Source organism: Burkholderia sp. RS01, assembly GCF_039748055.1.
Taxonomy (GTDB): domain Bacteria; phylum Actinomycetota; class Actinomycetes; order Actinomycetales; family Micrococcaceae; genus Arthrobacter.
The window spans coordinates 349,685-372,896 of sequence record NZ_JBDLAK010000002.1 but is presented as its reverse complement, the minus strand read 5'-3'; the positions used below and the strand labels follow the sequence as shown (position 1 = coordinate 372,896).

The 23,212-nt window shown below is 66.8% G+C and carries 24 protein-coding genes; 13 read left to right on the top strand and 11 right to left on the bottom strand.

The features are described from left to right. The first annotated feature begins 291 nt into the window (after nucleotides 1-291). Both ABFP37_RS03760 and ABFP37_RS03755 read left to right on the top strand, forming a co-directional pair. Complete coding sequence (locus tag ABFP37_RS03760; RefSeq protein ID WP_347032773.1) at nucleotides 292-2,019, top strand: DEAD/DEAH box helicase; 1,728 nt, start codon at nucleotides 292-294, stop codon at nucleotides 2,017-2,019. Nucleotides 2,020-2,027: 8 nt separating this feature from the next. After that, on the top strand, nucleotides 2,028-2,900 hold the full coding sequence (locus ABFP37_RS03755; RefSeq protein WP_078028091.1) for a site-specific DNA-methyltransferase: 873 nt from the start codon (nucleotides 2,028-2,030) through the stop codon (nucleotides 2,898-2,900). A gap of 90 nt (nucleotides 2,901-2,990) precedes the next feature. Here ABFP37_RS03755 and ABFP37_RS03750 read toward each other — a convergent pair whose 3' ends face one another. Then, nucleotides 2,991-3,836: a PHP domain-containing protein gene (locus ABFP37_RS03750; protein WP_078028092.1), complete on the bottom strand. Its 846-nt coding sequence runs from the start codon at nucleotides 3,834-3,836 to the stop codon at nucleotides 2,991-2,993. A 102-nt stretch (nucleotides 3,837-3,938) separates the two neighbouring features. Here ABFP37_RS03750 and ABFP37_RS03745 point away from each other — a divergent pair, with 102 nt between their 5' ends. Beyond that, nucleotides 3,939-5,519, top strand: coding sequence for an aminopeptidase P family protein (locus tag ABFP37_RS03745; protein WP_078028093.1), 1,581 nt, complete (start codon nucleotides 3,939-3,941; stop codon nucleotides 5,517-5,519). 151 nt (nucleotides 5,520-5,670) lie between these two features. Here the strand turns inward: ABFP37_RS03745 and ABFP37_RS03740 are convergent, their stop codons facing one another. Next, the gene (locus ABFP37_RS03740; protein ID WP_078028094.1) at nucleotides 5,671-6,513 is read right to left on the bottom strand and encodes a general stress protein; all 843 of its coding nucleotides are present in this window, start codon (nucleotides 6,511-6,513) and stop codon (nucleotides 5,671-5,673) included. A gap of 77 nt (nucleotides 6,514-6,590) precedes the next feature. Here ABFP37_RS03740 and ABFP37_RS03735 point away from each other — a divergent pair, with 77 nt between their 5' ends. From ABFP37_RS03735 to ABFP37_RS03725, 3 genes are read left to right on the top strand one after another with little or no spacing between them, the layout of a single operon-like run. After that, nucleotides 6,591-7,874 carry a CBS domain-containing protein gene (locus ABFP37_RS03735; RefSeq protein ID WP_078028204.1) on the top strand — a complete coding sequence of 428 codons (1,284 nt, stop codon included), beginning with the start codon at nucleotides 6,591-6,593 and terminating at the stop codon, nucleotides 7,872-7,874. After that, nucleotides 7,867-8,589, top strand: a complete 723-nt coding sequence (locus ABFP37_RS03730; RefSeq protein WP_347032772.1) for a DUF1003 domain-containing protein — start codon at nucleotides 7,867-7,869, stop codon at nucleotides 8,587-8,589. The genes ABFP37_RS03735 and ABFP37_RS03730 overlap by 8 nt, the downstream gene beginning before the upstream one ends. Before the next feature lie 11 nt (nucleotides 8,590-8,600). Further along, a complete protein-coding gene (locus ABFP37_RS03725) occupies nucleotides 8,601-9,728 on the top strand; it encodes an Mrp/NBP35 family ATP-binding protein (RefSeq protein ID WP_078028096.1) in 1,128 nt (375 codons plus the stop codon). A gap of 45 nt (nucleotides 9,729-9,773) precedes the next feature. Here the strand turns inward: ABFP37_RS03725 and ABFP37_RS03720 are convergent, their stop codons facing one another. The 3 genes from ABFP37_RS03720 to sigE form a co-directional block, all read right to left on the bottom strand. Then, nucleotides 9,774-10,196: a hypothetical protein gene (locus tag ABFP37_RS03720; RefSeq protein ID WP_347032771.1), complete on the bottom strand. Its 423-nt coding sequence runs from the start codon at nucleotides 10,194-10,196 to the stop codon at nucleotides 9,774-9,776. Nucleotides 10,197-10,285: 89 nt separating this feature from the next. After that, nucleotides 10,286-11,326 carry a hypothetical protein gene (locus ABFP37_RS03715; protein ID WP_347032770.1) on the bottom strand — a complete coding sequence of 347 codons (1,041 nt, stop codon included), beginning with the start codon at nucleotides 11,324-11,326 and terminating at the stop codon, nucleotides 10,286-10,288. An 8-nt stretch (nucleotides 11,327-11,334) separates the two neighbouring features. Further along, on the bottom strand, nucleotides 11,335-11,937 hold the full coding sequence (sigE, locus tag ABFP37_RS03710; RefSeq protein ID WP_347032769.1) for an RNA polymerase sigma factor SigE: 603 nt from the start codon (nucleotides 11,935-11,937) through the stop codon (nucleotides 11,335-11,337). A 271-nt stretch (nucleotides 11,938-12,208) separates the two neighbouring features. Here sigE and ABFP37_RS03705 point away from each other — a divergent pair, with 271 nt between their 5' ends. After that, on the top strand, nucleotides 12,209-12,841 hold the full coding sequence (locus tag ABFP37_RS03705) for an O-methyltransferase (protein WP_078028099.1): 633 nt from the start codon (nucleotides 12,209-12,211) through the stop codon (nucleotides 12,839-12,841). Between the two features lie 44 nt (nucleotides 12,842-12,885). Here ABFP37_RS03705 and ABFP37_RS03700 read toward each other — a convergent pair whose 3' ends face one another. From ABFP37_RS03700 to ABFP37_RS03685, 4 genes are all read right to left on the bottom strand, one after another. Continuing rightward, entirely contained in the window at nucleotides 12,886-13,053 is a 168-nt protein-coding gene (locus ABFP37_RS03700; protein WP_009357720.1) for a DUF3117 domain-containing protein, read from the bottom strand. Nucleotides 13,054-13,290: 237 nt separating this feature from the next. Then, nucleotides 13,291-14,544: a hypothetical protein gene (locus tag ABFP37_RS03695; RefSeq protein ID WP_347032768.1), complete on the bottom strand. Its 1,254-nt coding sequence runs from the start codon at nucleotides 14,542-14,544 to the stop codon at nucleotides 13,291-13,293. Nucleotides 14,545-14,639: 95 nt separating this feature from the next. After that, nucleotides 14,640-15,038: a DivIVA domain-containing protein gene (locus ABFP37_RS03690; protein WP_347032767.1), complete on the bottom strand. Its 399-nt coding sequence runs from the start codon at nucleotides 15,036-15,038 to the stop codon at nucleotides 14,640-14,642. Nucleotides 15,039-15,082: 44 nt separating this feature from the next. Further along, nucleotides 15,083-15,868, bottom strand: coding sequence for a TIGR00730 family Rossman fold protein (locus ABFP37_RS03685; protein ID WP_078028101.1), 786 nt, complete (start codon nucleotides 15,866-15,868; stop codon nucleotides 15,083-15,085). A gap of 106 nt (nucleotides 15,869-15,974) precedes the next feature. On the opposite strand from ABFP37_RS03685, the gene ABFP37_RS03680 reads away from it, so the two are divergent. From ABFP37_RS03680 to ABFP37_RS03665, 4 genes are all read left to right on the top strand, one after another. After that, nucleotides 15,975-16,730 (top strand): amino acid ABC transporter ATP-binding protein, encoded by a 756-nt coding sequence (locus ABFP37_RS03680; RefSeq protein WP_078028102.1) that lies wholly within the window; start codon nucleotides 15,975-15,977, stop codon nucleotides 16,728-16,730. A gap of 59 nt (nucleotides 16,731-16,789) precedes the next feature. Continuing rightward, nucleotides 16,790-17,677, top strand: coding sequence for a glutamate ABC transporter substrate-binding protein (locus ABFP37_RS03675; protein WP_078028103.1), 888 nt, complete (start codon nucleotides 16,790-16,792; stop codon nucleotides 17,675-17,677). 99 nt (nucleotides 17,678-17,776) lie between these two features. Continuing rightward, nucleotides 17,777-18,427 carry an amino acid ABC transporter permease gene (locus ABFP37_RS03670; protein ID WP_078028104.1) on the top strand — a complete coding sequence of 217 codons (651 nt, stop codon included), beginning with the start codon at nucleotides 17,777-17,779 and terminating at the stop codon, nucleotides 18,425-18,427. After that, nucleotides 18,424-19,263, top strand: a complete 840-nt coding sequence (locus tag ABFP37_RS03665; RefSeq protein ID WP_078028105.1) for an amino acid ABC transporter permease — start codon at nucleotides 18,424-18,426, stop codon at nucleotides 19,261-19,263. Before ABFP37_RS03670 ends, ABFP37_RS03665 begins: the two co-directional genes overlap by 4 nt. A 121-nt stretch (nucleotides 19,264-19,384) precedes the next feature. Here the strand turns inward: ABFP37_RS03665 and dapE are convergent, their stop codons facing one another. Then, on the bottom strand, nucleotides 19,385-20,506 hold the full coding sequence (gene dapE / locus ABFP37_RS03660) for a succinyl-diaminopimelate desuccinylase (RefSeq protein WP_078028207.1): 1,122 nt from the start codon (nucleotides 20,504-20,506) through the stop codon (nucleotides 19,385-19,387). 67 nt (nucleotides 20,507-20,573) lie between these two features. On the opposite strand from dapE, the gene dapD reads away from it, so the two are divergent. Continuing rightward, on the top strand, nucleotides 20,574-21,602 hold the full coding sequence (dapD, locus tag ABFP37_RS03655) for a 2,3,4,5-tetrahydropyridine-2,6-dicarboxylate N-succinyltransferase (protein ID WP_347032766.1): 1,029 nt from the start codon (nucleotides 20,574-20,576) through the stop codon (nucleotides 21,600-21,602). A 61-nt stretch (nucleotides 21,603-21,663) separates the two neighbouring features. After that, nucleotides 21,664-22,515, top strand: coding sequence for a hypothetical protein (locus ABFP37_RS03650; protein ID WP_347032765.1), 852 nt, complete (start codon nucleotides 21,664-21,666; stop codon nucleotides 22,513-22,515). Here the strand turns inward: ABFP37_RS03650 and ABFP37_RS03645 are convergent. Further along, the gene (locus tag ABFP37_RS03645) at nucleotides 22,512-23,123 is read right to left on the bottom strand and encodes a hypothetical protein (RefSeq protein ID WP_078028208.1); all 612 of its coding nucleotides are present in this window, start codon (nucleotides 23,121-23,123) and stop codon (nucleotides 22,512-22,514) included. The two genes, ABFP37_RS03650 and ABFP37_RS03645, sit on opposite strands and share 4 nt — an antisense overlap. Nucleotides 23,124-23,212 lie beyond the last annotated feature (89 nt).

Sequence of the window (23,212 nt, the reverse complement as noted above, 5' to 3'; positions counted from 1 at the left end):
CCGATTCCTGCCGGTGCGCGGCCGCGCCCGTCAGGGAATCCGGTTTTGCCAGCTAGACTGAAGAGGTAGTAATGGATGCCCGGTCGTTGATTTCCTTGATTTTGAATTCAACAAGCCCGCCCCTACGCGATCTTGAGACACACCCGCTGGTCCCCAGTGCCAGCATTTAGATAGCCCGCGATCGGCTTCCACTGGATTTGCTTGCGCGCCTGAGCGTGCTCCGGAACGGCCCTCGGGCCGGCCCCGTTGAGCAGGCGGTGCCAATGCCCAAATGAATAAGGAAACTCCCCTGTGAGTGAATTGCATACCCACCAGCTTCTCTCTGATGACTCCGGAACCGAGACCATCGAGCCGGAAGAAACCATCATCTCGGATGAAAAACCCCACGAAATAGCGGAAAAGTCCTTTGCGGACTACAACGTGCGGGCAGACATTGTCGAGTCCCTCGCCGATGCCGGCATCACCCACCCGTTCCCCATCCAGGCGATGACCCTGCCCGTGGCGCTCTCCGGCCACGACATCATCGGCCAGGCCAAGACCGGCACGGGCAAGACCCTCGGCTTTGGCATTCCCGCGCTGCAGCGCGTGGTGGGCCCGGACGACGCCGGCTTCGACAAGCTGCCCGCCCCGGGTGCCCCGCAGGCGATGGTGATCGTTCCCACGCGTGAGCTCGCCGTGCAGGTTGCCAACGACCTCCAGAACGCCTCCCGCAAGCGCAATGCCCGGATCGCCACCATTTACGGCGGCCGTGCCTACGAACCCCAGGTCGACGCGCTCCAGAAGGGCGTCGAGGTTGTGGTCGGCACCCCCGGCCGCCTGATTGACCTCTACAAGCAGAAGCACCTGGTGCTGAAGAACGTCAAGATCGTGGTCCTGGACGAGGCTGACGAAATGCTGGACCTCGGCTTCCTCCCGGACGTCGAGACCCTGATCGCCGGCACGCCGGCCGTCCGCCAGACGCTCCTGTTCTCGGCCACCATGCCCGGCCCGGTCATCGCCATGGCCCGCCGGTACATGACGCAGCCCACCCACATCCGCGCCGCGGATCCGGATGACGAGGGCCTGACCAAGCGCGACATCCGCCAGCTCATCTACCGTGCGCACAGCATGGACAAGGCCGAGGTTGTGGCCCGCATCCTGCAGGCGCGCGGCCGCGGCCGCACCATCATCTTCACCAAGACCAAGCGCACCGCCGCCAAGGTTGCCGAGGAACTCGTGGACCGCGGGTTCGCTGCCGCCGCCATCCACGGCGACCTCGGCCAGGGCGCCCGCGAGCAGGCCCTCCGCGCCTTCCGCAACAACAAGGTGGACGTCCTGGTCGCCACCGACGTCGCCGCCCGCGGCATCGACGTTGACGACGTCACGCACGTCATCAACTACCAGTGCGTCGAGGACGAGAAGATCTACCTGCACCGCGTCGGCCGCACCGGCCGCGCCGGCAACAAGGGCACCGCCGTCACGTTCGTGGACTGGGACGACATGCCGCGCTGGGGCCTCATCAACAAGGCGCTGGGGCTGAGCGTTCCCGAGCCCATCGAAACGTACTCCTCCTCGGCACACCTCTTCGAGGACCTGGACATTCCGGAAGGCACCAAGGGCCGGCTCCCGCGCAGCAAGCGCACGCTGGCCGGCGTCGACGCCGAGGTCCTGGAGGACCTGGGCGAAACCGGCAAGAAGAATGCCCGCAGCGGCAGCCGCGACGGCGCACGTGAGAGCGGCCGTTCCGGCGCACGCGACGCCGGCCGCACCGGGAGCAGGGAAGGCAGCCGGGAAGGTGCCCGCCGCAGCGGCGCCGAATCCGGCGGACGTTCGGGAGACCGCCGTCGTCGTTCCTCCGAGCCGGCCGCTGACGCAGCAACCGCCCCCGCAGCAGGTCCCGCCGCAACCGCAACGGCCGACGGCGAGCAGCCGTCGCGCGCGCGCCGCAACCGCACGCGCACCCGCCGCCGCAACGGTGAAGTGGTGGCCGGCAGCGAGCCGGCGGCGACCGGCCCGCAGCCAAGCGGCACCGAGGCCTAAAAGCCTCAATGACTGAAACTGTCTGGGCGCCGGACGGCAGCAACCTGGTGGTACACGCGGACAACGCGGAGTTCCTCCCCACGCTGCCGGACGGCGCCTTCACTCTCATTTACGTGGACCCGCCGTTCAACACCGGCCGGGCCCAGCAGCGCCAGGAAACCAGGATGGTACTCAACGCCGGCGGCGACGGTGACCGGGTCGGCTTCAAGGGCCGCTCCTATGACACGATCAAGGGCGCCCTGCACCGCTACGACGACGCCTTTAGCGACTACTGGTCCTTCCTGGAGCCCCGGCTGGTTGAGGCCTGGCGCCTGCTGGCCGACGACGGCACGCTCTACCTGCACCTGGACTACCGCGAGGTGCACTACGCCAAAGTCATGCTGGACGCCATCTTCGGCCGGGAATGCTTCCTGAACGAGATCATCTGGGCCTACGACTACGGCGCACGTGCCAAGTACCGCTGGCCCACCAAGCACGACAACATCCTTGTGTACGTGAAGAATCCGGCGAAATACCACTTCGACAGCGCCGAAGTGGACCGGGAGCCGTACATGGCGCCGGGACTCGTGACGCCCGCCAAGCGTGAGCTGGGCAAACTCCCCACCGACGTCTGGTGGCACACCATCGTCTCCCCCACGGGCAAGGAGAAAACGGGCTATCCCACGCAGAAACCGGAGGGCCTCGTGCGCCGCGTGGTTGCCGCCTCCAGCCGGCCGGGCGACTGGTGCCTGGATTTCTTTGCCGGGTCCGGAACGCTCGGTGCGGTCGCCGCCAAGCTGGGCCGCAGGTTTGTCTGCGTGGACCAGAACCAGCCCGCCATCGACGTCATGGCCAAGCGCCTGGGCGCGCACGCCGAGTTCGCCTCGTACCCGCCCAACTAAACCGCCATCGCCCCGTTGCGCTATCAGTTGGGGCGGTCATTCCGGCCCCGGAGCAGCTACTACTGATAGCTCAACGGGCCGGGACGCGGGTCAGCGGACGACCGGCGTGCCCGTGCCGAGCTCCTCGATCCGCGCGAAGACCTCCGGCGCGGTCAGGTACTCACCCAGCCGGTTCGGTTTGCCCGTGCCGTGGTAGTCGGAGGATCCCGTCATGAGGAGGCCATGCTTCGCCGCGAGGCGCCGCAGGAACTCCCGGCCCTCTTCGGGATTGTCACGGTGATCGACCTCCAGGCCGGCGAGTCCGGCGTCGATCATTTCCCGGTACGTACGTTCCCCCACAACCCGCCCCCGCGCGGACGCCACCGGATGCGCGAAGACCGGGACGCCCCCGGCCGCACGGACCAGCTCGACAGCGAAAGCCGGCTCTGGCGCGTAATGCTGCACGAAGTACCGCGAATGGGAGGTGAGGATCGACGTGAAGGCCTCGGACCTGTCCGCCACCACACCGGCCGCCACCAGCGCATCCGCGATGTGCGGCCGTCCCAAGGTGGCCCCGGGCGCCACGTGGTGGATCACATCGTCCCAGCTCAGGGGGTAGTCCTCGGCCAACAGCGTGACCATGCGTTCGGCGCGAGTGAGGCGCGCGTCCTTGGCCTTGGTGATCTCTTCGAGGAGCCCCTCGTGGGCGGGGTCATGCAGGTAGCTCAGCAGATGGACGCTGATCCCCTGGTCCGTCCGGCAGGAAATCTCCATGCCCGGCACCAGCGCCACCCCGTTGTCCACTGCCGCGCGGGACGCCTCGGCCCACCCGTCGGTGGAGTCGTGGTCCGTCAGGGCAATGACGTCCAGCCGGGCCGCCGCAGCAGCTGCCATCACCGCGGCCGGCGCTTCCGTGCCGTCCGAGACGTTCGAGTGGGCGTGCAAATCTATCCTCACCTGCCCAGCCTAGTAGATGCGCGGCAGATGCGGCCGGACGGGCAGCTTTCCGCCGCGGGGCTGTGTTGGCCTAAGCCGCATGGCTGGTGAGACTATGGGACGGTGAACGATGCAGACAACACCCAAGACTCCGCTTCCCAGCCCCTCGAAGAGCGCGTCAACAACCGCTCGCAGCGGCCCAGTTCCGATGCCTTCAAGGCCTTCATGGCCAGCAACTGGGCGCCGTCCCCGCAGGTGACCCCTGCGCGCGACGCCGTGGCTGACCACGCCGCCCGAAGGCGCCGCGCCATCTCCGGACAGTTCAAAGGTGAACGCCTGGTGCTGCCGGCCGGTCCGCTGAAGGTCCGCTCCAACGACTGCGACTACCGCTTCCGGCCGCACTCCGGTTTCGCGCACCTCACCGGCCTCGGCCTCGACCATGAGCCCGATGCCGTGCTCATTTTCGAACCTGTCAAGGAAGGCACCGGCGACGACGGCGGGAACCACCGGGCCACCCTTTACTTCCGCCCGCTGGCGGGCCGGGACACCGAGCAGTTCTATGCTGACGCGCGGTCCGGCGAATTCTGGATCGGCGCGCGGCCCACCCTGGCCGAGTTCGAGGCACGCCTGGGCCTCGCGACAGCGCACATCGACGAACTTGAAATGGCCATCACCAAGAACGTGGGCGCCCCGGAAATCGGCGGCATCTCGATCCGGCTGGTGCGCAAGGTGGACGAGAACATCGACGCCCTCGTGGACACCGCCCGCTACAACACGGCCAAGGACCCGGACAACCTGGACCTCGGCGTGCTGGACGCCCTGGACGAGAAGCTCACCGAGGCCCTCTCCGAACTCCGCCTGATCAAGGATGAGTGGGAAGTCGAGCAAATGCAGATCGCGGTGGCAGCCACGGCTGAGGGCTTCACCGAAGTGGTCAAGGCGCTGCCCCGGGCGCTGACGCACTTCCGCGGCGAGCGTGTGGTGGAGGGCGCCTTCTTCGCCCGGGCCCGCGAGGAAGGCAACGAACTCGGCTACGACACCATTGCCGCGGCCGGCAACAACGCCACCGTGCTCCACTGGACCAGGAACACCGGCAAGATCAACGCCGGCGAACTCCTCCTGCTGGACGCGGGCGTCGAAGCGGACTCCCTCTACACCGCAGACATCACCCGCACGCTCCCGGCCAACGGCACCTTCTCCGAGGTCCAGCGCAAGGTCTACGAAGCTGTGCTTGACGCGGCCGACGCCGGATTTGCCGCAGCCCAGATCGGCACCAGGTTCCGTGACATCCACACCGCGGCCACCACCGTGCTGGCGGAACGCCTTGCCGAGTGGGGCCTGCTTCCGGTGCCGGTCGAGGAAGCCATCAGCGAGGACGGGCAGCAGCACCGCCGCTGGATGCCGCACGGCACCAGCCACCACCTCGGCCTGGACGTCCACGACTGCGCGCAGGCCAAGCGGGAACTCTACCTTGACGGCGTGCTCGCCGAGGGAATGGTCTTCACCATCGAACCCGGCCTCTACTTCAAGAACGAGGACCTGGCCATCCCCGCGGAGTACCGCGGAATTGGCGTGCGCCTTGAGGACGACATCCTGATGACAGCTGACGGCCCGGTCAACCTCAGCGCCGCCCTGCCCCGCACCGCCGACGACGTCGAGGCATGGATGGCGGGAATCTACCAGGAGCTCGACGCCCGCAGTTAGCACGGGCGGCGCCTGCACGGGAGGCTGGGCAGCGCCGGGCGCGCACTGGCGCAGTGCACGAGCAAGGGGTCGCAGTGTACGAATAAGGCAGGGCCACCGTCAGGTGGCCCTGCCTTATTCGTACAGGCCGTGCAGCGCAGCCGCCGGGCTGCTACCGGTGCTCTTCGTCCTTGTGCTGCGGCGCCTGGCCGGAATCGCTCACGCGCACGCCGTACTGCGGGCGTCCGTCCGGCAGGTCCGGGTAGCGGACAGCCGGTGAAGGCCGCTGCACCTGAGGCTCCGCGGCGTGGTCGCCCTGCGCCGGGGCACCGCCCTGGGCCAGGTTACCCTCGGCCGGTGCGCCCTGCGGCTCCTGGCGCTGGCCATAGGGGTCGTTCCACCCGGCGGGCCGCTGCGGTGCCGGGCCCTGCTGACCGGGCTGCTGGTAGGGCTGGCCCTGGTAGTCGCGCTGCGGGTAGCTCACGGGCCGGGCACCCGAGGCGTCCGACGGCGACATGGGCAGCTGCTGGAGCAGCCGACGGGCCTCATGTGCGGCTTCCAACGCCACCACGACGTCGTAGTTGGTCGCCACCACCTGGCTGGTGGACGTGAAGTCACGCTTGCCGCGCTGCGCGGCATAGGTGACGATCCCGAAGAGCATGAAGAACGCCGCGCCCATCAGGACGGAACTGATGATCGAAAACGTCCCGCCGGCAGGCGTGAAGAAGGACAGCATCACGCCGACGAAGAGACCGAACCACATGCCGCTCAGCGCACCCGAAAGTGCCACGCGGGGGTAGCTGAGCCGCCCGGTCACCCGTTCCACCATCTTCAGGTCGTTGCCCACGATCGACACCATGTGCACGGGGAACTGCTGGTCGGCGAGGTAGTCGACTGCCTTCTGGGCGTCCAGGTAGGAGGTATACGTGCCGACGGTATCCCCCGTGGGGACTGTCCGGGATTCGTCGGAGCCGTTCGGGACACCAGCCTTGGGACCACCAAAAATGTTTGACATACACCCATTCTTGCCCATAAGGATGTGTGCGAGCTGAAAATTCAGCTAAAAGAGAGCAGACTCGGTAGCCTGTAGTGGTGAGCACAAATCCTACCCGCGTCTTCGTGGCACGCCTTCTGGGACTGGACGTCTTCGACCCCCTGGGCGACCGTCTGGGCCGGCTGCGCGACGTCGTGGTGCTCTCCCGCGGTACCCGCGGCGCCCCGCACGTGGTGGGCATCGTCGTCGAGGTGCCCGGCAAGAAGCGCGTGTTCGTACCCATGACGCGGATTACCTCCATCGACCAGACCCAGATCATCTGCACCGGCCTGGTCAACCTCCGCCGCTTCGAACAACGCGGTGCCGAGACCCTGGTGGTGGCCGAGATGTTCGACCGCCGCGTCACGCTCCGGGACGGCAGCGGTGACGCCACCATCGAGGACATCGCGATGGACCAGCACCGCTCCGGCGACTGGTTCGTCAGCAAGCTGTTCGTCCGGCGCGGCCATTCGCTGGCCCCGTTGAGCAGGCTCCGGCGCAACGAAACCATGATCATCGACTGGGCGGACGCGCACCAGGGGGCCAAGACCGAGCCCCAGGCCGCCACGCAGTTCGTCGCCAACCACGAGGACCTCAAGCCCGCGGACTTCGCCGAGGCACTGCAGGAGATGAGCGACAAACGGCGGTTCGAAGTCGCCAGCGAACTCCAGGACGAACGCCTCGCCGACGTCCTGCAGGAGCTGCCCGAAGACGACCAGGTGGAGATCCTCTCCGCCCTGGACGTCCAGCGCGCGGCCGACGTCCTGGAGGAGATGGACCCCGACGACGCCGCCGACCTCCTCGGTGAACTCCCCTCCGCGCAGGCCGAAGAGCTGCTGCAGCTGATGGAGCCCGAAGGCGCGGAGGACGTTCGCCGCCTGCTCGAATACGACGAAGACACCGCCGGCGGCCTAATGACGCCCGTTCCTGTCATCCTTCCGCCCGAGGCCACGGTGGCTGAGGCACTCGCCCACGTCCGCCGTGAAGAGCTGTCCCCCGCTCTGGCCTCGTCCATCTTCATTGCCCGGCCGCCGCTGGAAACTCCCACCGGCCGCTTCCTTGGCGTGGTGCACATCCAGCAGCTGCTCCGCTTTCCGCCGTTCGAGCCGCTCGGAAACCTCGTGGACAAGAACCTGGAGCCGCTGTCGGACCAGGCCCACATCAGCGAGGTGGCCCGCACGCTGGCCACCTACAACCTGAACTCGCTACCCGTGGTCAACCAGGCCGGCCGGCTGGTAGGGGCCGTGACCGTTGATGACGTCCTCGATCATCTGCTGCCGGATGACTGGCGGGCAAACGACGGCGAAGCTCCCATCAGAAGGCTTGGAGGCCGCATTGGCTGAAAACACCGCAAAGGGCGCCGGTCCGCGGACTCAAGGTAAGGCCGCGGGCAAGGGCAGCCTGGACACCCCGCTGAGCGGCCGGCAGCGCATCCTGCCCAAGTTCTCCCCCGATCCCGATGCGTTCGGCCACGCCACCGAAGGTTTTGCCCGCTTCATGGGCACGCCGCAGTTCCTGCTGTACATGACCGTGTTCTGTTTGTTCTGGCTGGCCTGGAACACGTTCGCCCCCTCAGCCTGGCAGTTCGACAAGGTTGAGCTTGGCTTCACGCTCCTGACGCTGATGCTCTCCCTGCAGGCCTCCTACGCCGCTCCGCTGCTGCTGCTGGCCCAGAACCGCCAGGACGACCGCGACCGCGTCTCCCTCCAGCAGGACCGCCAGCGCGCCGAGCGCAACCTCTCCGACACCGAATACCTGACCCGCGAACTGGCCTCGCTGCGCATCGCGTTGCGTGAAGTGGCCACCCGCGACTACGTCAGGGCCGAGCTCCGCAGCATGCTCGAAGACCTGCTGGAGGCCCAGGAGGAGTTGCGCACGCACGAAGCCACCGGCCCTGGCAGCCACGAGTCGCCCCGCGAACTGGTCAGGGAGAAGCTGAAGGAAAAGCGGGACCGGCAACGCAACCCCCGCACGCAGCAGATCCCCAAGGTCAAGCCGGACAAGGCGGCGCGCCAGAACCGCTCGGCGCAGCCGCGTCCCACCTCTCCCGAAAGCTGAGTACCCACAGCATGAGCACCGCCCTCGTTGAGGCAGTCAACGCTGCCCTGGCAACCGTCATCGATCCGGAACTCCGCCGCCCCATCACGGAACTTGGCATGGTTGATTCCGTGGAGATTTCCGAGGACGGCACGGTGCGCCTCGCGGTGTTGCTCACCATCGCGGGCTGCCCCCTCAGGGACACCATCACGAGGGATTCCGAGGCAGCGTTGCTGCGTGTTCCAGGCGTCACCGCCGTCGACGTCGACCTGAAGGTGATGACCCAGGCCCAGCGCGACGCCCTGAAGGAGCAGCTCCGCGGTCCCGGGGGCCAGCGCGGCATCCCGTTCAACCAGCCGGGATCGCTGACCAAGGTGTTTGCCGTGGCCAGTGGCAAGGGCGGCGTGGGAAAGTCCTCCGTCACCGTCAACCTGGCCTGCTCCCTGGCAGCCCAGGGCCTCCGCGTCGGCATTGTGGATGCGGATGTCTACGGCTTCTCGGTTCCGGCCCTGATGGGCATCACGCAGCCGCCTACCCGGGTGGATGACATGATCCTTCCCCCGGTGGCCTACGGTGTGAAAGTCATCTCCATCGGCATGTTCGTCACGGGAAACCAGCCGGTCGCCTGGCGCGGACCGATGCTGCACCGGGCACTCGAGCAGTTCCTCACGGACGTCTACTTCGGAGACCTGGACGTCCTCTTCCTTGATCTGCCTCCGGGCACCGGCGATATCGCCATTTCTGTGGCGCAGCTGCTGCCCAAAGCCGAAATCCTGGTGGTCACCACTCCCCAGGCCGCCGCGGCCGATGTCGCCGAGCGGGCCGGGGCCATCGCCACCCAGACGGGTCAGACGGTGGCCGGGGTCATCGAGAACATGTCGTACCTGGAAATGCCCGACGGCGGCCGGATGGAACTGTTCGGAAGCGGCGGCGGGCAGTCGCTCACCGAACGGCTGAGCGCCACGACCGGCACGGACGTGCCGTTGCTGGGTCAGATCCCGCTGGATATCCTCTTGCGGGAAGGCGGGGACTCCGGCCAGCCCATCGTGCTCGGCCGGCCCGAAACGCCCGCAGCGGCGGCACTGTCAGGGATCGCCGGGAAGCTTTCGGCCAAGCCGCGCGGCCTCACCGGGCTGTCGCTGGGGCTGCAGCCCCGCTGAGCCCGGAGCAGAGGGCTGACCGCAGCGCCTAAATAAGGGCAGCGCCTAGGTGGCTTCCGTGTCGAACGGTGCGGGCACGCCGTCGGGCAGGCGCTCCAGCAGCGGCCTGATGTGGGATTCCGGCGACGATTCTCCAGCCGCTACCGCGACGGAAACGGCGGCCGCGGTGGCAGCGGTCCCGCTGGAAGGTCCGCCCGGGCTCACCGGCTTCGTGTCGTCGTCGAGGAGCGCTTCCTTGATGATGCGGCGCGGATCGTACTGGCGCGGATCGTACTTCTTCCAGTCGACTTCATCGATGTCGATGCCGACTTCTTCCTTGATCTGCTCCCGCGCCCCGGACGCCATCCGGCGCACCTCGCGGACCAGGTTTGTCAGCTTCTGGGTGTATTCGGGCAGCCGCTGGGGGCCGATCACCAGAATGCCGATGAGCAGCAGCAGAATAAACTCCGGGCCGTTGATTCCAAACACTTTAGGAAGATTACCCTCTCCTGGGACGTGGGGACGATTTGATGCCGGTCACGGCCGTATTCCGCCCGCCGGCACAGCCGGGATGCATGTCATTTCGGGAACTGCCGCGCCAACTTGCGGAGGCCGCGTTCCACGCGGTCAAGGATGGATTCCGTACCGGCATGGTCCGCGCCCGCGTCCGGCCGTGCGTTCGCCACGAGTCCCGGATCCGTTGCCAGGCCTGCCGCCGCCAGCGCTGCCACGGCGTCGTCGGCTGCCTCGGCCGGAAGGTCGGACGTGTAGGTGAAGGTGGTCCCGGAAGCCTCGTAGATGGCGCTCCAGGGCGCCGCCGCCTTGATCCAGAGCCTTCCGCCCGCCTCACTGCCGGCAGCAGCGACTGCAACGAACCCGTCGAGGCCGGCCGGGTGACCCGTCAGCGGATTGACAGGTGAGTCCGGCTGGGTGGGAACGGCCGCATCCTGCCCCTCGGCCGGGAGCGTTGCGGAGTGCTGTTCCAGGATGGTGGCCAGATGCCGGCCGTCGGAGAGCCGCAGCACCACGGCGCGATGGCCGCCCCGCACTGTCGTCGTGGCTGACACCAGGCGGAAGCCCATGGCCTTAAGGTCAGGACACGCCCAGCCCTGGGATCGCAGGTTGGCCAGCCGGTTTTCCGCCTCGCTGGCGGCCGGGCCGTTCCCGGCCGCGCCGGTGACGGGGGTACCGTCCTGGCCAGGAGAGTCAGCGGGGCCGGTGTGCCCGGTGTCGCCGGACACCGAAGCAGCGGTGGCCGCATATTGCGGGGGTTCTCCGGCGGACAGGTAGGCTCCCGCGGCGACTGCCCCGGCGGCCACGACGGCGACGCCGCCGGCAAGACCTGCCAGCCTGAGGGGGCTGGTGCGTGGAGCGGCCGCGGCGGGCGCCATGGCCAGCTGCTGCGTCTGCGCAAGCAGCCGCGCCGTCAGATCGTCGCTGGCCGCGGGGATGGCAGCCTCGCGGAGCCTTTCCAGGTACTGGCGCTGCCGCCGGAGCGCGGCGGCGCATTCGCTGCACTGGCGGAGATGATCCGGCGTCCTCGGATGGCGCGCCGCAGCGACGTGCAGAGATGCCGTTTTGTCTTTAAGCCCCCCCAGCAAGCGATGCAACTGAACCATGGCGCCGATCAGAGAACGCCGGCGATGCGGGACAACTTCAACCTCGGCTTGCGGGACTGCTGGGGCCTCGGATCCCGGTGGGCGAGCTTCTCGCGGAGCATGGTCCGGCCACGGTGGATGCGCGACCTCACCGTACCGAGCTTCACGCCCAGGGCCTCGGCGACCTCGTCGTAGGACAGGCCCTCCAGGTCGCACAGCACCACTGCGGCGCGGAAGTCCGGCGGCAGTTCCTCCAGGGCGGCCTGCACGTCGAGGTCCAGGTTGTTGAGTTCGAAGCTCTGCTCCGGCCCCGGCTCCCGGCCCGGCAGCCGTGATTCGGCGTCCTCCGCCAAGGCATCGAAGCGGATCCGGCTCTTGCGCCGCGCCTGGTCCAGGAAGAGGTTCGTGGTGATCCTGTGCAGCCAGCCGTCCAGCGTCCCGGGCTTGAAGTTGGCCAGGGAACGGAAGACCCTGACGAACACTTCTTGGGTCAGGTCCTCGGCGTCGTACTTGTTGCCGGTCAGCCGGTACGCAAGCCGGTAGACCTTGGCGGAGTGGTTGGTCACCACTTCTTCCCACGTGGGCATGACCCAGTCGGCTGCGGGCTCTTCAATTGTAGGGACAGGTGCCACAACTGATCCTGACATCGTCCACTCCCCTCGTGGATGTACTAACGCCTGATGTGGTTGACATCATTGGTTCGGCGCCGATCACCACTTGGATGAGCGGACAACCATCATTTCAAAGATGGCTGGGAATTTCCTGACTGCGGGTCCCCCTTTTGCCGTAAGCGCAACAGTATCCGCCATCACAGGCCACCCCGCCGTCACCTTCCGGCCGTGCGCCGCCGGACCAAGTACGCTGTAAGCAACACGCCCCCTGCCGCCCAGAAAGCGAATACCCATGAGCGCCGATAAGTCCACGAGCTGGTCCTACGCAGAAGATCTGCCTGCCGAGGACGAGGTCCTGCTGCGCGCCCGGGAACGATCATTTGAGCTGGGTGTGACCCCCATCGGACGCGGAGTGGGAGCCGTGCTGACGGTGCTGGCGGCAGCATCAAAGGCGCAGACCGCCGTCGAGATCGGCACGGGCGCCGGGGTGTCCGGCGTGTGCATCCTCCGCGGGCTCGGGCCGCAGGCCGTGCTGACCACCATCGATGTCGACGTCGAGCACCTCAAGGCCGCGCGCGAGGCATTCCACGAAGCCGGAAGCCCGGCGAACCGGACGCGCACCATTTCGGGCCGCGCGGGCGACGTCCTGCCCAGGCTGACCGATGCCGCCTACGACCTCGTGTTCATCGACGGCGACAAGCCTAATTTTCCCCGCTACGTGGAGCAGGCCGTCCGCCTGCTCAAATCCGGCGGCCTCCTGATCGTCAACGATGCCTTGGACAAGGACCGCGTCTCCAACCCCGCGGCGCGTGACGCCACCACCGTTGTACTGCGCCAGGTTGGCAAGTCCGTGCGCGACGACGACCGGCTGTCCTCCGCGATGCTGCCCACCGGAGACGGGCTGCTGGTAGCGGTTAAGAAGTAAAGGCAGGGCCCGCAGCCTGCTGGCTGCGGGCCCTGCCCAACACATTATTCGGTGACGCCGACGAGGCATTCCTTGAGGTTGGCCGCTTCTGCGGCGTTGAGTTCAACCACGAGCCGCCCTCCGCCTTCGAGCGGCACACGCATGATGAGGCTGCGGCCCTCCTTGGTTACTTCCATAGGGCCGTCGCCGGTGCGTGGTTTCATAGCCGCCATGAGGAATATCCCCTCCAAGTAGTCCCAGGACTGAGCAGCCCGGCCGGGCTGAGTCCGCATGGTCAAACAAGCCGCTATGGCGACCGGTTCCGGCAGCCGCCATGGCTGAACACTTCGTATGCTTCTTGTCCCTGCTTATCCTCTATTATCCTGTAATTACCCGTCTGTAGCTAATCGATGGACATTCCGTGCGGCTGAAGATTACGTGTGCTGCCGCACGGCGTGTCGGCGCGGCGGTCAGGGCGGATAATCCCCGCCTCCGGGGAGCTGGGCCCAGGCCCAAAGCCACACCACCCACACGATCTGCAGCAGGACGAACATGACGAGCACCGCGCCACGGTAGGCCCGCGACCTCGACACCAGCGCTGCGGACAGGGCCAGCGGAAACAGCGGGAGCAACATGCGGAACGTGCTGGTCTGCGGGTGCAGGAAAACCACGAGATACCCCATGTAGCACACGCACCACAGCCTGAGCTCCCTTCCCAGCCGCAGCACCGGCCGGGACATCATGAGCAGGCCGAACGCCGCCACGAAGGCAAAGGGCGCCACAATGCCCAGGACGGGGCCGAACAGTTGCACGCCGGTGTCGAACCACGGCCTGAACGGCACCAGGTCCTGCCCGCGCCACACCGTTTCGGTCTTGGTGTAGGCCTCGATGTCTCCTGTTGTTGCCCACGCGATGGCGGGCCACAGGAGCGCGGCCGCCGCGCTCACCGCGGTCAGCGCCGCCAGCGACCACAGCTCCGCCCGGCCATGGACGCCTGGGAGGTCCGGCGCGGCAGGGTTCGCCGCACCCCTGTTCCGGCCGTGCCGCCATGCCTCCGCCGCACGGTAGAGGAACAGGAAGCCGGCCATCGCGGCGAACGGCACGCCGGTGGGGCGGGAAAGGCACATCGCCACAACCACGGGAATGGCCCACAGATATTGCCGCCGAATCACCAGCAGCAGGGAGGCGGCGAGCAGAAGTACGTTGAGGGACTCCGCGTACGGCACCTGCAGCACCGGGGAGACGGGGAACGTGGCAAAGAACGCCACTCCCCAAAGGGCTGTCGCGTGCCCGGCCCTGTGGCGGAACAGCACATAAATCACCAGTGAGGCGGCGAGGCCCGCGAGCACCGCGATGACCGTGAGGGCGGCCGCAGGGCTGATTCCCGCGACGCCGGACAGCATCCGCGCCAGCGCGGGGAACAAAGGGTAGAAGGCCCAGGTGTTTTCCTTGACGTTCCCGGCACCATCCACCGGCAGCTCGGAGGGGTACCCGCCGGTGATGACATCGCCGTACCAGCGGGCATCCCAGATGTTGATGAAGTTCCAGTAATCGGGCTTGGCGGGGAACCAGGGGTTCACCCCCTGGTGCAGCGCCGCGGACATGAAGATGCAGGCGCTGAGCAGCCGGGCACCCACATAGAGGGCCGCCGCCTGGACCCACCACGGCGAGCGGCCTGCCCGCGCAGCAAACGACGACGAGACCGCACCCAGCGCACCCGTCATTCCGCCGGCCCGAGCGGGCCGAAGTGCCCCGGACGCTGCCTCGGGCCTGCTGGAAGCAGATCCGGAAGCGGAGCCGGGACCGGGGGCATGACCGGTCAAGGCCGGTCCTCGGCGGTGGCGCTCAGGACATTGTTCCGGAGCTGCTCCCGGAGCCGCTCGATCTCGGCGTCCCGGGCCGCGATCTCGGCCTCCTTGGAAGCGAGCTGGCCATCCTTGGACGCGATCTGGTCGCGGAGGTCATCGAGCACCTCGTCCACCTGGTCCATCCGGTACCCGCGAAGACCCAGCGAAAAGCGGACGTGGTCGACGTCGGCGGGCTTGGCATCGGCGGGCAGCAGGACCGGGGGCAGCGACGCCACAGGCTCATCGAAACCGTCGTCGATCAGCGGGTTCCCGGAGCGCCTCTTCCGCATGAGGCCTGCCCCGATGTCGGTCCCGATCAGGGCTGTTGCGCCTATCAGGACGATGGCAAGGAAAACGAGGAAGAAACTCACATCAACCATCGTGCCAGACGCCGGCGCCTCTGCGGCCCAGCCCGCTACTCGGGCCGCTGGTCGCCGTTGGTGGACGGCGGACGGACGTGGCCGTGCAGGACAAGGTTGACGGCCTCTTCCGGGTCGTCCACCACCTGGACCAGGTCCATGTCCTTCTCGGACACCATGCCCTCGGCCACCAGCGTCCCCCGGATCCATTCCATCATCGGGCCCCAGAAATCCTTGCCCAGGAGCACGATCGGGAAGGAGGTCACCTTCTGCGTCTGGACCAGGACCATGGCTTCGAAGAGTTCGTCAAGGGTGCCGAGTCCACCGGGCAGGACAATGAAGCCCTGCGCATACTTCACGAACATGGTCTTCCGGGCGAAGAAGTACCGGAAGTTGATCCCCAGGTCCACCCACTGGTTCAGCCCCTGCTCGAACGGCAGTTCGATGCCAAGGCCGACCGACACGCCGTTGCCTTCCACGGCTCCGCGGTTGGCCGCCTCCATCGATCCCGGGCCGCCTCCGGTGATGACCGCCACGCCGGCTTCCGCCAGTTTGCGCCCCACCTCAACACCCATCTCATAGAACAAGCTCCCCGGCTTGGTGCGTGCCGAGCCGAAAACGCTGACAGCCTGGCCCAGGTCCGACAGCGCACCGAAGCCTTCCACGAATTCGCTCTGGATCCGCATCACCCTCCAGGGGTCGGTGTGGATGAAATGTCCGGGGCCCTTGGTGTCGAGCAGCCGCTGGTCCGACATCTCAACCGCCGCCTGCTTGCGGCGGAGCTCAAGGGGCCCTTTGCGGCGGGGCTGAACGGATTTTGACGGATCTGCGTTGATGCTCATCACCCAAGGCTAACCTGCTGACCTGCAGGTATCTCTTGAATTACGATCCGCAGGAAGTTGGAGTGATTGCGGTCATATGTGACCAATGTTCGCTAGATTCGTACTTATGACTACTCAAGTGCCCGGCGATGCCCTCGTCTCCCTGAATGCCGTCAATAAGCACTACGGCCAGCTGCACGTTTTGAAGGACATCAACCTCCAGGTCCGCAAGGGCGAGGTCGTTGTGGTCATCGGTCCGTCAGGCTCGGGCAAGTCCACGCTGTGCCGGGCCATCAACCGCCTCGAAACCATTGATGACGGCGATATCGCCATCGACGGCAAGGAACTGCCCGCAGAAGGCAAGGAGCTTGCGCGCCTCCGCGCGGACGTCGGCATGGTTTTCCAGTCGTTCAACCTCTTCGCGCACAAGACCATCCTGGAAAACGTGACCCTCGGCCCCATCAAGGTGAAGGGAGTGTCCAAGGCGGAGGCGGACAAGGAGGCCATGGCCCTGCTCGAGCGTGTGGGAGTCGGCCACCAGGCACCCAAGCTGCCGGCCCAGCTCTCCGGCGGCCAGCAGCAGCGTGTGGCCATCGCCCGCGCACTGGCCATGAAGCCCAAGGTCATGCTTTTCGACGAGCCCACCTCGGCGCTGGACCCGGAGATGATCAACGAAGTCCTGGACGTCATGATCCAGCTGGCCAAGGAGGGCATGACCATGATCGTGGTGACCCACGAGATGGGCTTCGCCCGCAAGGCAGCCGACCGCGTCGTGTTCATGGCGGACGGCCAGATCGTCGAAGACGCCACGCCGGAGCAGTTCTTCACCAATCCCCAAAGCAGCCGCGCCAAGGACTTCCTCTCCAAGCTCCTCACGCACTGACAACTCCCCAGTTCGCACCCCAAGGCCGTCTATGGCGGCCGCCCAATGAAAGGAATGTCATGAAGGCATTTTTGACCCGAAGGAAATCCCTTCTGGTAGCAGCATCCGCAGCTCTTGCACTGACCCTGAGCGCTTGCGGCGGCGGCAGCACCGGCGGCGGCACCAATCCCTCCCCCGTCGAAAAGCCGAGCTTCGCCGCTGGTTCCACCATGGAAAAGCTCTCTTCTGCCGGCAAGGTGACCATCGGCACCAAGTTTGACCAGCCGCTGTTCGGCCAGAAGGGCCTGGACGGCAAGCCGGTGGGCTTTGACGTCGAAATCGGGAAGCTGATCGCTGCCAAGCTGGGGATCCCCGCTGACAAGATCGAATGGGTTGAAACCGTCTCCGCCAACCGCGAACAGTTCATCAAGCAGGGCAAGGTGGACCTGATCGTCGCCACCTACACGATCAACGACAAGCGCAAGACCGAAGTCGACTTTGCCGGCCCCTACTACGAAGCAGGCCAGGCGCTCATGGTGAACAAGGACAACACCTCCATCACCAAGCCAGAGGACGTCAAGGGCAAGAACGTCTGCTCCGTGACCGGATCCACCCCTGCTGCCACCATCGTGGAAAAGTACGGCGCAGTCCTGGTTCCGGCGGCCACCTACTCGGCCTGCCTTGAGCCGCTGCGCAACAAGCAGGTTGAGGCGGTCACCACAGACAACGTGATCCTGGCCGGCTTTGTCAACAAGGAACCGGACGCCTTCAAGCTGGCCTCCGAAGAGACCTTCACGAAGGAGCCCTACGGCATCGGCCTGAAGAAGGGCGATACCGAATTCCGCAACTGGATCAACGACCAGCTGGAAGGCTTCGCGAAGGACGGCTCCTACAAGAAGGCCTGGGAAGCCACTGCTGGCGCTGTCATCAAGACTGCACCTGACCTTCCCGCGATCGACCGCTACTAAAACCGGTGTGGCGGTTACCTGCGGCCGTGCACTCCACGGCGCCGGTAACCGCCGCCTCCGTTTTCCGCTCATTCCCCACGAACGCAGCTGAAGGACCCTATGGACGTCATCATTGAGAGCCTCCCGCAGTACTGGGACGGCTTTCTCAGAACCCTGTTCCTGGCCGTCGTGTCCGGCATTATTGCCCTGGTCGTTGGCACGCTCCTCGCCGCCGCCCGGGTGTCCCCCGTAGCAGCCCTCCGCGGTTTCAGCATGGCGTACGTGGAGGTGGTGCGTAACACCCCCCTGACCATCGCCTTCTTTTTTGCTGCCGTGGTTCTGCCCCGGCTTGGCGTGACCTTCCAGCAGTTCGAGGTCGCCGCCATCATCGCGCTCAGCGCGTACACGTCGGCCTTCATCGCCGAAGCCGTGCGGTCAGGCGTCAACAGCGTCCCGGTCGGCCAGGCGGAGGCTGCACGCAGCATCGGCATGAAGTTCGGCCAGGTGCTGTCCCTCATCATCCTCCCCCAGGCACTGCGCACGGTGGTTCCGCCCCTCATCAACATCCTGATCGCACTCGTCAAGAACTCCTCGGTGGCCGGTGCGTTCTACGTGCTGGAGCTGTTCGGCTACGGCAAACAGCTCGCCAACGAACACGGTGACGCGGTCATGTGGGTGCTCGTGGGCGTTGCCTTCTTCTACCTCCTGATCACAGTGCCGCTTGGCTACCTGGCCCACCAGGTCGAACGAAAGGTGGCGATCGCCCGATGACTTCCGTTCTCTACGACGTCCCGGGCCCCAAGGCCCGCCGGGTCTCCCTGATCGGCTCCGTCATCGGTGTCGTGCTCATCGGCGGCCTGCTGGCGCTTGCCATTGTCACGCTCGCCCAGCAGGGAATCTTCCAGGCGCAGCGGTGGGCGATCTTCGGGCAGGCGGATGTCTGGACGCTGATCCTTAACGGCATCGGCGCCACGTTGAGTGCCGCCGCCATCTCAGCTGTCATCGCCTTCCCGCTGGGGCTCCTGCTGTGCCTCATGCGCATCTCTGATATCGCCTGGATCAGGATTCCCACCCGGATCGTGCTGGAATTCCTGCGCGGCATGCCCGTGGTCCTGATGATGCTGTTCGTGCTGCTCGTGTTCGCCACCAGCTCGTTCATTGCGGTCGTTGCCGGCCTGGTGCTCTATAACTCGGCGATCTTTGCCGAGATCATCCGCGCGGGCATCCAGTCCCTTCCCAAGGGCCAGCGCGAAGCCGGCCTGGCGATCGGCCTGACCAGCTTCCAGTCCCGGCTAAGCGTCGAACTGCCGCAGGCCATCAGGCGCATGCTGCCGTCCCTGGTGGCTCAGCTCGTGGTGCTGCTGAAGGACACCTCGCTGGGGTACATCGTCGCCTACGGCGAGCTCCTGCGCGCGGTGCAGGTGATGGCGGACTTCCTCGGCCCGCAGTTCCTGTTCCCGGTGTTCTTCGTGGCGGCGGCAATTTACATCGCCATCAACCTGGCGGTCTCCCGGCTCGCCATCTGGATTGAACGCCGCGGTTCCAAGAAGGCTGCCGGCGGCGTGGCGAAGGCCCCCACGGCCGGCGTCTCCACCGTGGTCAAGTAAACCCGTGAAGTAACCCGCCAGGTCCGCGGGCGCAAGGACAGAAGGTCCGCAACCGAATGGTTGCGGCCCTTCTGTCTTTGCCAACGTTCGGGCTGGTCGGCCCTTCAGCCGGAACGGCTGCTCAGGACAGCCACGTCTGCAGTGCGCGGAGGCAGGCCCGGACGGCTTCGGCCTCCACGTGCTCGTTGTCCTTGTGCGCCAGCAGCGCATCACCGGGGCCGAAGTTCACCGCCGGGATCCCGAGCTCGCTGAAACGCGCGACGTCGGTCCAGCCGTATTTGGGTTTGGGTTCGGCTCCCACGGCGGCCACGAAGGACGCGGCCGCGGGGTGGTGCAGTCCGGGCCGCGCGCCGGCGGCGCTGTCCGTGCGGACCACATCGAATCCTTGGAGCAGCTCCTGCACGTGGGCCTCCGCCTGGTCGGGTGTCTTGTCCGGCGCGAAGCGGTAGTTGATCTCCACCACGCAGCGGTCGGGAATGACGTTGCCGGCTGTGCCGCCGTGGATCTTCACGGCATTCAAGCTTTCGCGGTATTCCAGGCCGTCCACGTTGATGGTCTGCGGCCGGTACCCTGCGAGCCGTTCCAGGATGGGCGCCGCGGCGTGGATGGCGTTGCGGCCCATCCACGCACGCGCCGAATGGGCGGCCTCCCCCGTTGTGGTGGCCTCAAACCGCATGGTTCCGTTGCAGCCACCTTCAACGTTGCCGTCGGTCGGTTCCAGCAGGATGGCGAAGTCGCCCCTTAGCAGGTCCCCGTGGTTCCGGACAAGCCGGCCCAGGCCGCTCTTGACGGCTTCCACTTCCTCGTGGTCGTAGAAGACGAACGTGACGTCCTTGGTCGGCTCAGCGCCGCCGTCGAACATGGACGCGGCGAGCGCGAGCTGCACCGCAACGCCGCCTTTCATGTCGGTGGCGCCGCGGCCGTAGAGGACTCCTTCGCCCGGAACACCTGAGGGCCAGCTGGACGGAACCGTCCCCAGCGAGCCGGGCGTCACAGGCAGCGGCACCGTGTCCAGGTGGCCTGCCAGGATCACGCGTTCGGCCCTGCCGAGGTCCGTGCGGGCGATGATCGAGTCCCCGTCCCGGACCAGATTGAGGCCGGGGAGCCGGCGGAGCGCGGACTCCACCGCGTCGGCAAGCGCGCCTTCGTTGCCCGACACGCTGTCCATGTCGATGAGAGCAGACGTCAGCAGGGCCACGTCCTGGCGCAGGTCAAGGGTCACAGGGGCTGTTTCGGCAATCACCATCCAACTCTATCGCCGCGGGGCTGCAGGTTTCTGTGCGTGCACGTCGTCTCGATAGACTGGGGCCATGACTGAAACCGCTTCTTCTGCCGTGCCCGCTGCCCAAACGCTGTCCGACGACTCCCGCTCGGCCTACGGATTCGGAGTGGCCACCATCGCCACCCGCAGCGGTGACGCCACGGTGCTCGATGTCTGGTTCCCGGCCCCTGCCCTCGGCGTGGCCGCCGAAAGCCTTCGCCGCGTCGAGAACGCCGACGAATCCCTGGCCGCGATCGCCGCGGAGGGAACAGATGCGGACCGCGGCACCGAACAGAAGGTCGTGTTCGTGCAGGTCAACCTGGACGAAGCACCGGCCGACACCGCCGATGCCTACCTCCGCCTCCACCTCCTGTCGCACCGCCTCGTCAAGCCCAACACCATCAACCTCGACGGCATCTTCGGAAAGCTCCCGAACGTCGTCTGGACCAACTTCGGCCCGTGCGCCGTGGACGGCTTCGAACTGACGCGCGCGAAGCTCCGCAGGCGCGGCGCCGTGACCGTCTACGGCGTCGACAAGTTCCCCCGCATGGTGGACTACGTCGTCCCCGCAGGCGTCCGCATCGCCGACGCCGACCGCGTACGGCTCGGTGCCCACCTGGCCGAAGGCACCACCGTCATGCACGAGGGCTTCGTCAACTTCAACGCCGGCACGCTGGGCACCTCCATGGTGGAAGGCCGCATCTCCGCCGGTGTGGTGGCGGGCGACGGCACCGACGTCGGCGGCGGCGCCTCGATCATGGGCACCCTTTCCGGCGGCGGAAAGGAAAAGATAGCTTTGGGCCAGCGCGTGCTGCTGGGCGCAAACTCCGGCGTGGGCATCAGCATCGGCGACGATTCCGTGGTGGAGGCCGGCCTCTACGTCACCGCCGGCACGCGGGTCCGCGTGGTCGGTCCGAAAGACGCCGACGGCGAAGATACCTCCAAAATCGTCAAGGCCGTGGAGCTCTCCGGCGTGCCCAACCTGCTCTTCCGCCGCAACTCCAGCACCGGTGCGGTGGAAGTCCTGCCGCGCAAGGGCCAGACCGTGGAGCTGAACGACGCCCTGCACGCCAACTGACCCGTCCGGGTGCGGCCGGCACTGGCATCTACCGGCCCGACGAGGGCCTGAGGGAGAGTACGTGACACGCAGACGCAAGCTGCGCGGAGCGATCGTCGTCGTCCTCTCCCTCGTCCTCGTCGCCGGCGGCATCTACACGGTGACAGCGCTGGTGCAGCGCTCCGAGCAGCTCGTCACGGAAGGGTGCACCGCCGTCGTCGGGACGCAACGCGCCGAGCTGGCCACGGACCAGGCCGCCAACGCGGCCTTGATCACTGCCGTCTCAGTGCGCCGAGGGCTGCCGCCGCGTGCGGCGAGCATCGCCCTCGCCACGGCCATGCAGGAGTCCAAGCTGAGGAATATCGGCCACGGCGATCTGGCGGGACCGGATTCCAGGGGCCTGTTCCAGCAGCGGCCTTCCCAGGGCTGGGGCACCCAGGAACAGGTGATGGACCCGCACCACGCCACGAACGCGTTTTACGACGCGCTCGTGGAGGTTCCCGGTTACGCGACCATGGCGATCACCGAGGCCGCGCAGCGCGTCCAGCGTTCGGCGTACCCCCGCGCCTATGCACAGCACGAGGCCATGGGCCGCGTCTTCGCCTCGGCGTTGAGCGGCCAGGCCCGCGGTGCCCTTGACTGCACGCTCCGCACCCCGGACGCCGCCGGTGACCCCGAGGCCCTGTTGGCCGAGGCCGAGTCCGCGTACGGAGCCCTTCCCGCCACGGCGTCCGGCCGGACCCTCGAACTGGAGGCAACGGATGACCTGGCGTGGTCGCTGGCGCACTGGGCGGTGGCAAACGCGAAAAAGTTCGCCGTTACCCGCGTCCAGGTCGACGGACAAAGCTGGGACCGGCAGGCCCGGAACGGATGGCAGGACGCGGGCGCCTCCGACGGCAGGGTAGTTATCACCCTTGCCGGGGACCCGGCTTAGACCAGTATTTCCACGACTGGCTGCACGTAGCTCCGGAACACTTCGGGCTGGGACAACAGGTCGTGGCTCATGATGATCTTGTCAGGTTCCAGGAACCATGCGCGCTGCTCATCGAGCGGGAGTTCAATGATGGTCAGGTCGAAGTCCCGTGAATTCCGGCCGACCTCGAGCAGCCGGTCCTCCACGATGTCCTCCAGCAGGTGCGCGGAACCGCCGGCCACGCGTTCGGCTTCCAGCTCCGCGTATTCCTTCCGGCGCTCCCGGGCCCAGGTCAGGGCGGCCCCGAAGTGCGCCTGCAGTACCCGCCGGAGCGCCGGGGAATTGGCAAAGGACCTGAAGCCCGGCGGCGACATCTCCGGGGACATCTGCGGATGGGCCTTCACGAGCTGTTCCCACCAGGCTTCCCACTCGGTCTTGAGTGCGCTGATCCCACCCACCTCGGCGGTCAGGTGGGAGTGATCGGCGTGCCGGACCTTGGGCGCGGCATGGGAAAGGGCGGGAAAGCCTGCACCGTCCAGTCCGGAAACATCACGTATGTAAAGGGCAATGAGCATGGGCCCTGACGTGTCCATGGTGATTCGCCAGCCTGGACCGCCTGTGTGCTGCATCCGCATGCCTCCTTGGCATCTTGAACTCCGCCCCCGTTTATCCGGCAACCCGCTCTCCGGCTTTCAGTCTATTCCCCCAGCCCGGGGAC

Excerpts from the sequence above, each read along its gene's own strand:
- ABFP37_RS03645 (WP_078028208.1), bottom strand. The coding sequence starts at position 23,123 with ATGCAGCACACAGGCGGTCCAGGCTGGCGAATCACCATGGACACGTCA.
- ABFP37_RS03740 (WP_078028094.1), bottom strand. The coding sequence starts at position 6,513 with ATGTCAAACATTTTTGGTGGTCCCAAGGCTGGTGTCCCGAACGGCTCC.
- ABFP37_RS03755 (WP_078028091.1), top strand. The coding sequence starts at position 2,028 with ATGACTGAAACTGTCTGGGCGCCGGACGGCAGCAACCTGGTGGTACAC.
- dapD (WP_347032766.1), top strand. The coding sequence starts at position 20,574 with ATGACTGAAACCGCTTCTTCTGCCGTGCCCGCTGCCCAAACGCTGTCC.
- ABFP37_RS03670 (WP_078028104.1), top strand. The coding sequence starts at position 17,777 with ATGGACGTCATCATTGAGAGCCTCCCGCAGTACTGGGACGGCTTTCTC.
- ABFP37_RS03715 (WP_347032770.1), bottom strand. The coding sequence starts at position 11,326 with ATGGTTCAGTTGCATCGCTTGCTGGGGGGGCTTAAAGACAAAACGGCA.
- ABFP37_RS03695 (WP_347032768.1), bottom strand. The coding sequence starts at position 14,544 with ATGACGGGTGCGCTGGGTGCGGTCTCGTCGTCGTTTGCTGCGCGGGCA.
- ABFP37_RS03680 (WP_078028102.1), top strand. The coding sequence starts at position 15,975 with ATGACTACTCAAGTGCCCGGCGATGCCCTCGTCTCCCTGAATGCCGTC.
- ABFP37_RS03665 (WP_078028105.1), top strand. The coding sequence starts at position 18,424 with ATGACTTCCGTTCTCTACGACGTCCCGGGCCCCAAGGCCCGCCGGGTC.
- ABFP37_RS03725 (WP_078028096.1), top strand. The coding sequence starts at position 8,601 with ATGAGCACCGCCCTCGTTGAGGCAGTCAACGCTGCCCTGGCAACCGTC.
- ABFP37_RS03705 (WP_078028099.1), top strand. The coding sequence starts at position 12,209 with ATGAGCGCCGATAAGTCCACGAGCTGGTCCTACGCAGAAGATCTGCCT.
- ABFP37_RS03685 (WP_078028101.1), bottom strand. The coding sequence starts at position 15,868 with ATGAGCATCAACGCAGATCCGTCAAAATCCGTTCAGCCCCGCCGCAAA.
- ABFP37_RS03700 (WP_009357720.1), bottom strand. The coding sequence starts at position 13,053 with ATGGCGGCTATGAAACCACGCACCGGCGACGGCCCTATGGAAGTAACC.
- ABFP37_RS03675 (WP_078028103.1), top strand. The coding sequence starts at position 16,790 with ATGAAGGCATTTTTGACCCGAAGGAAATCCCTTCTGGTAGCAGCATCC.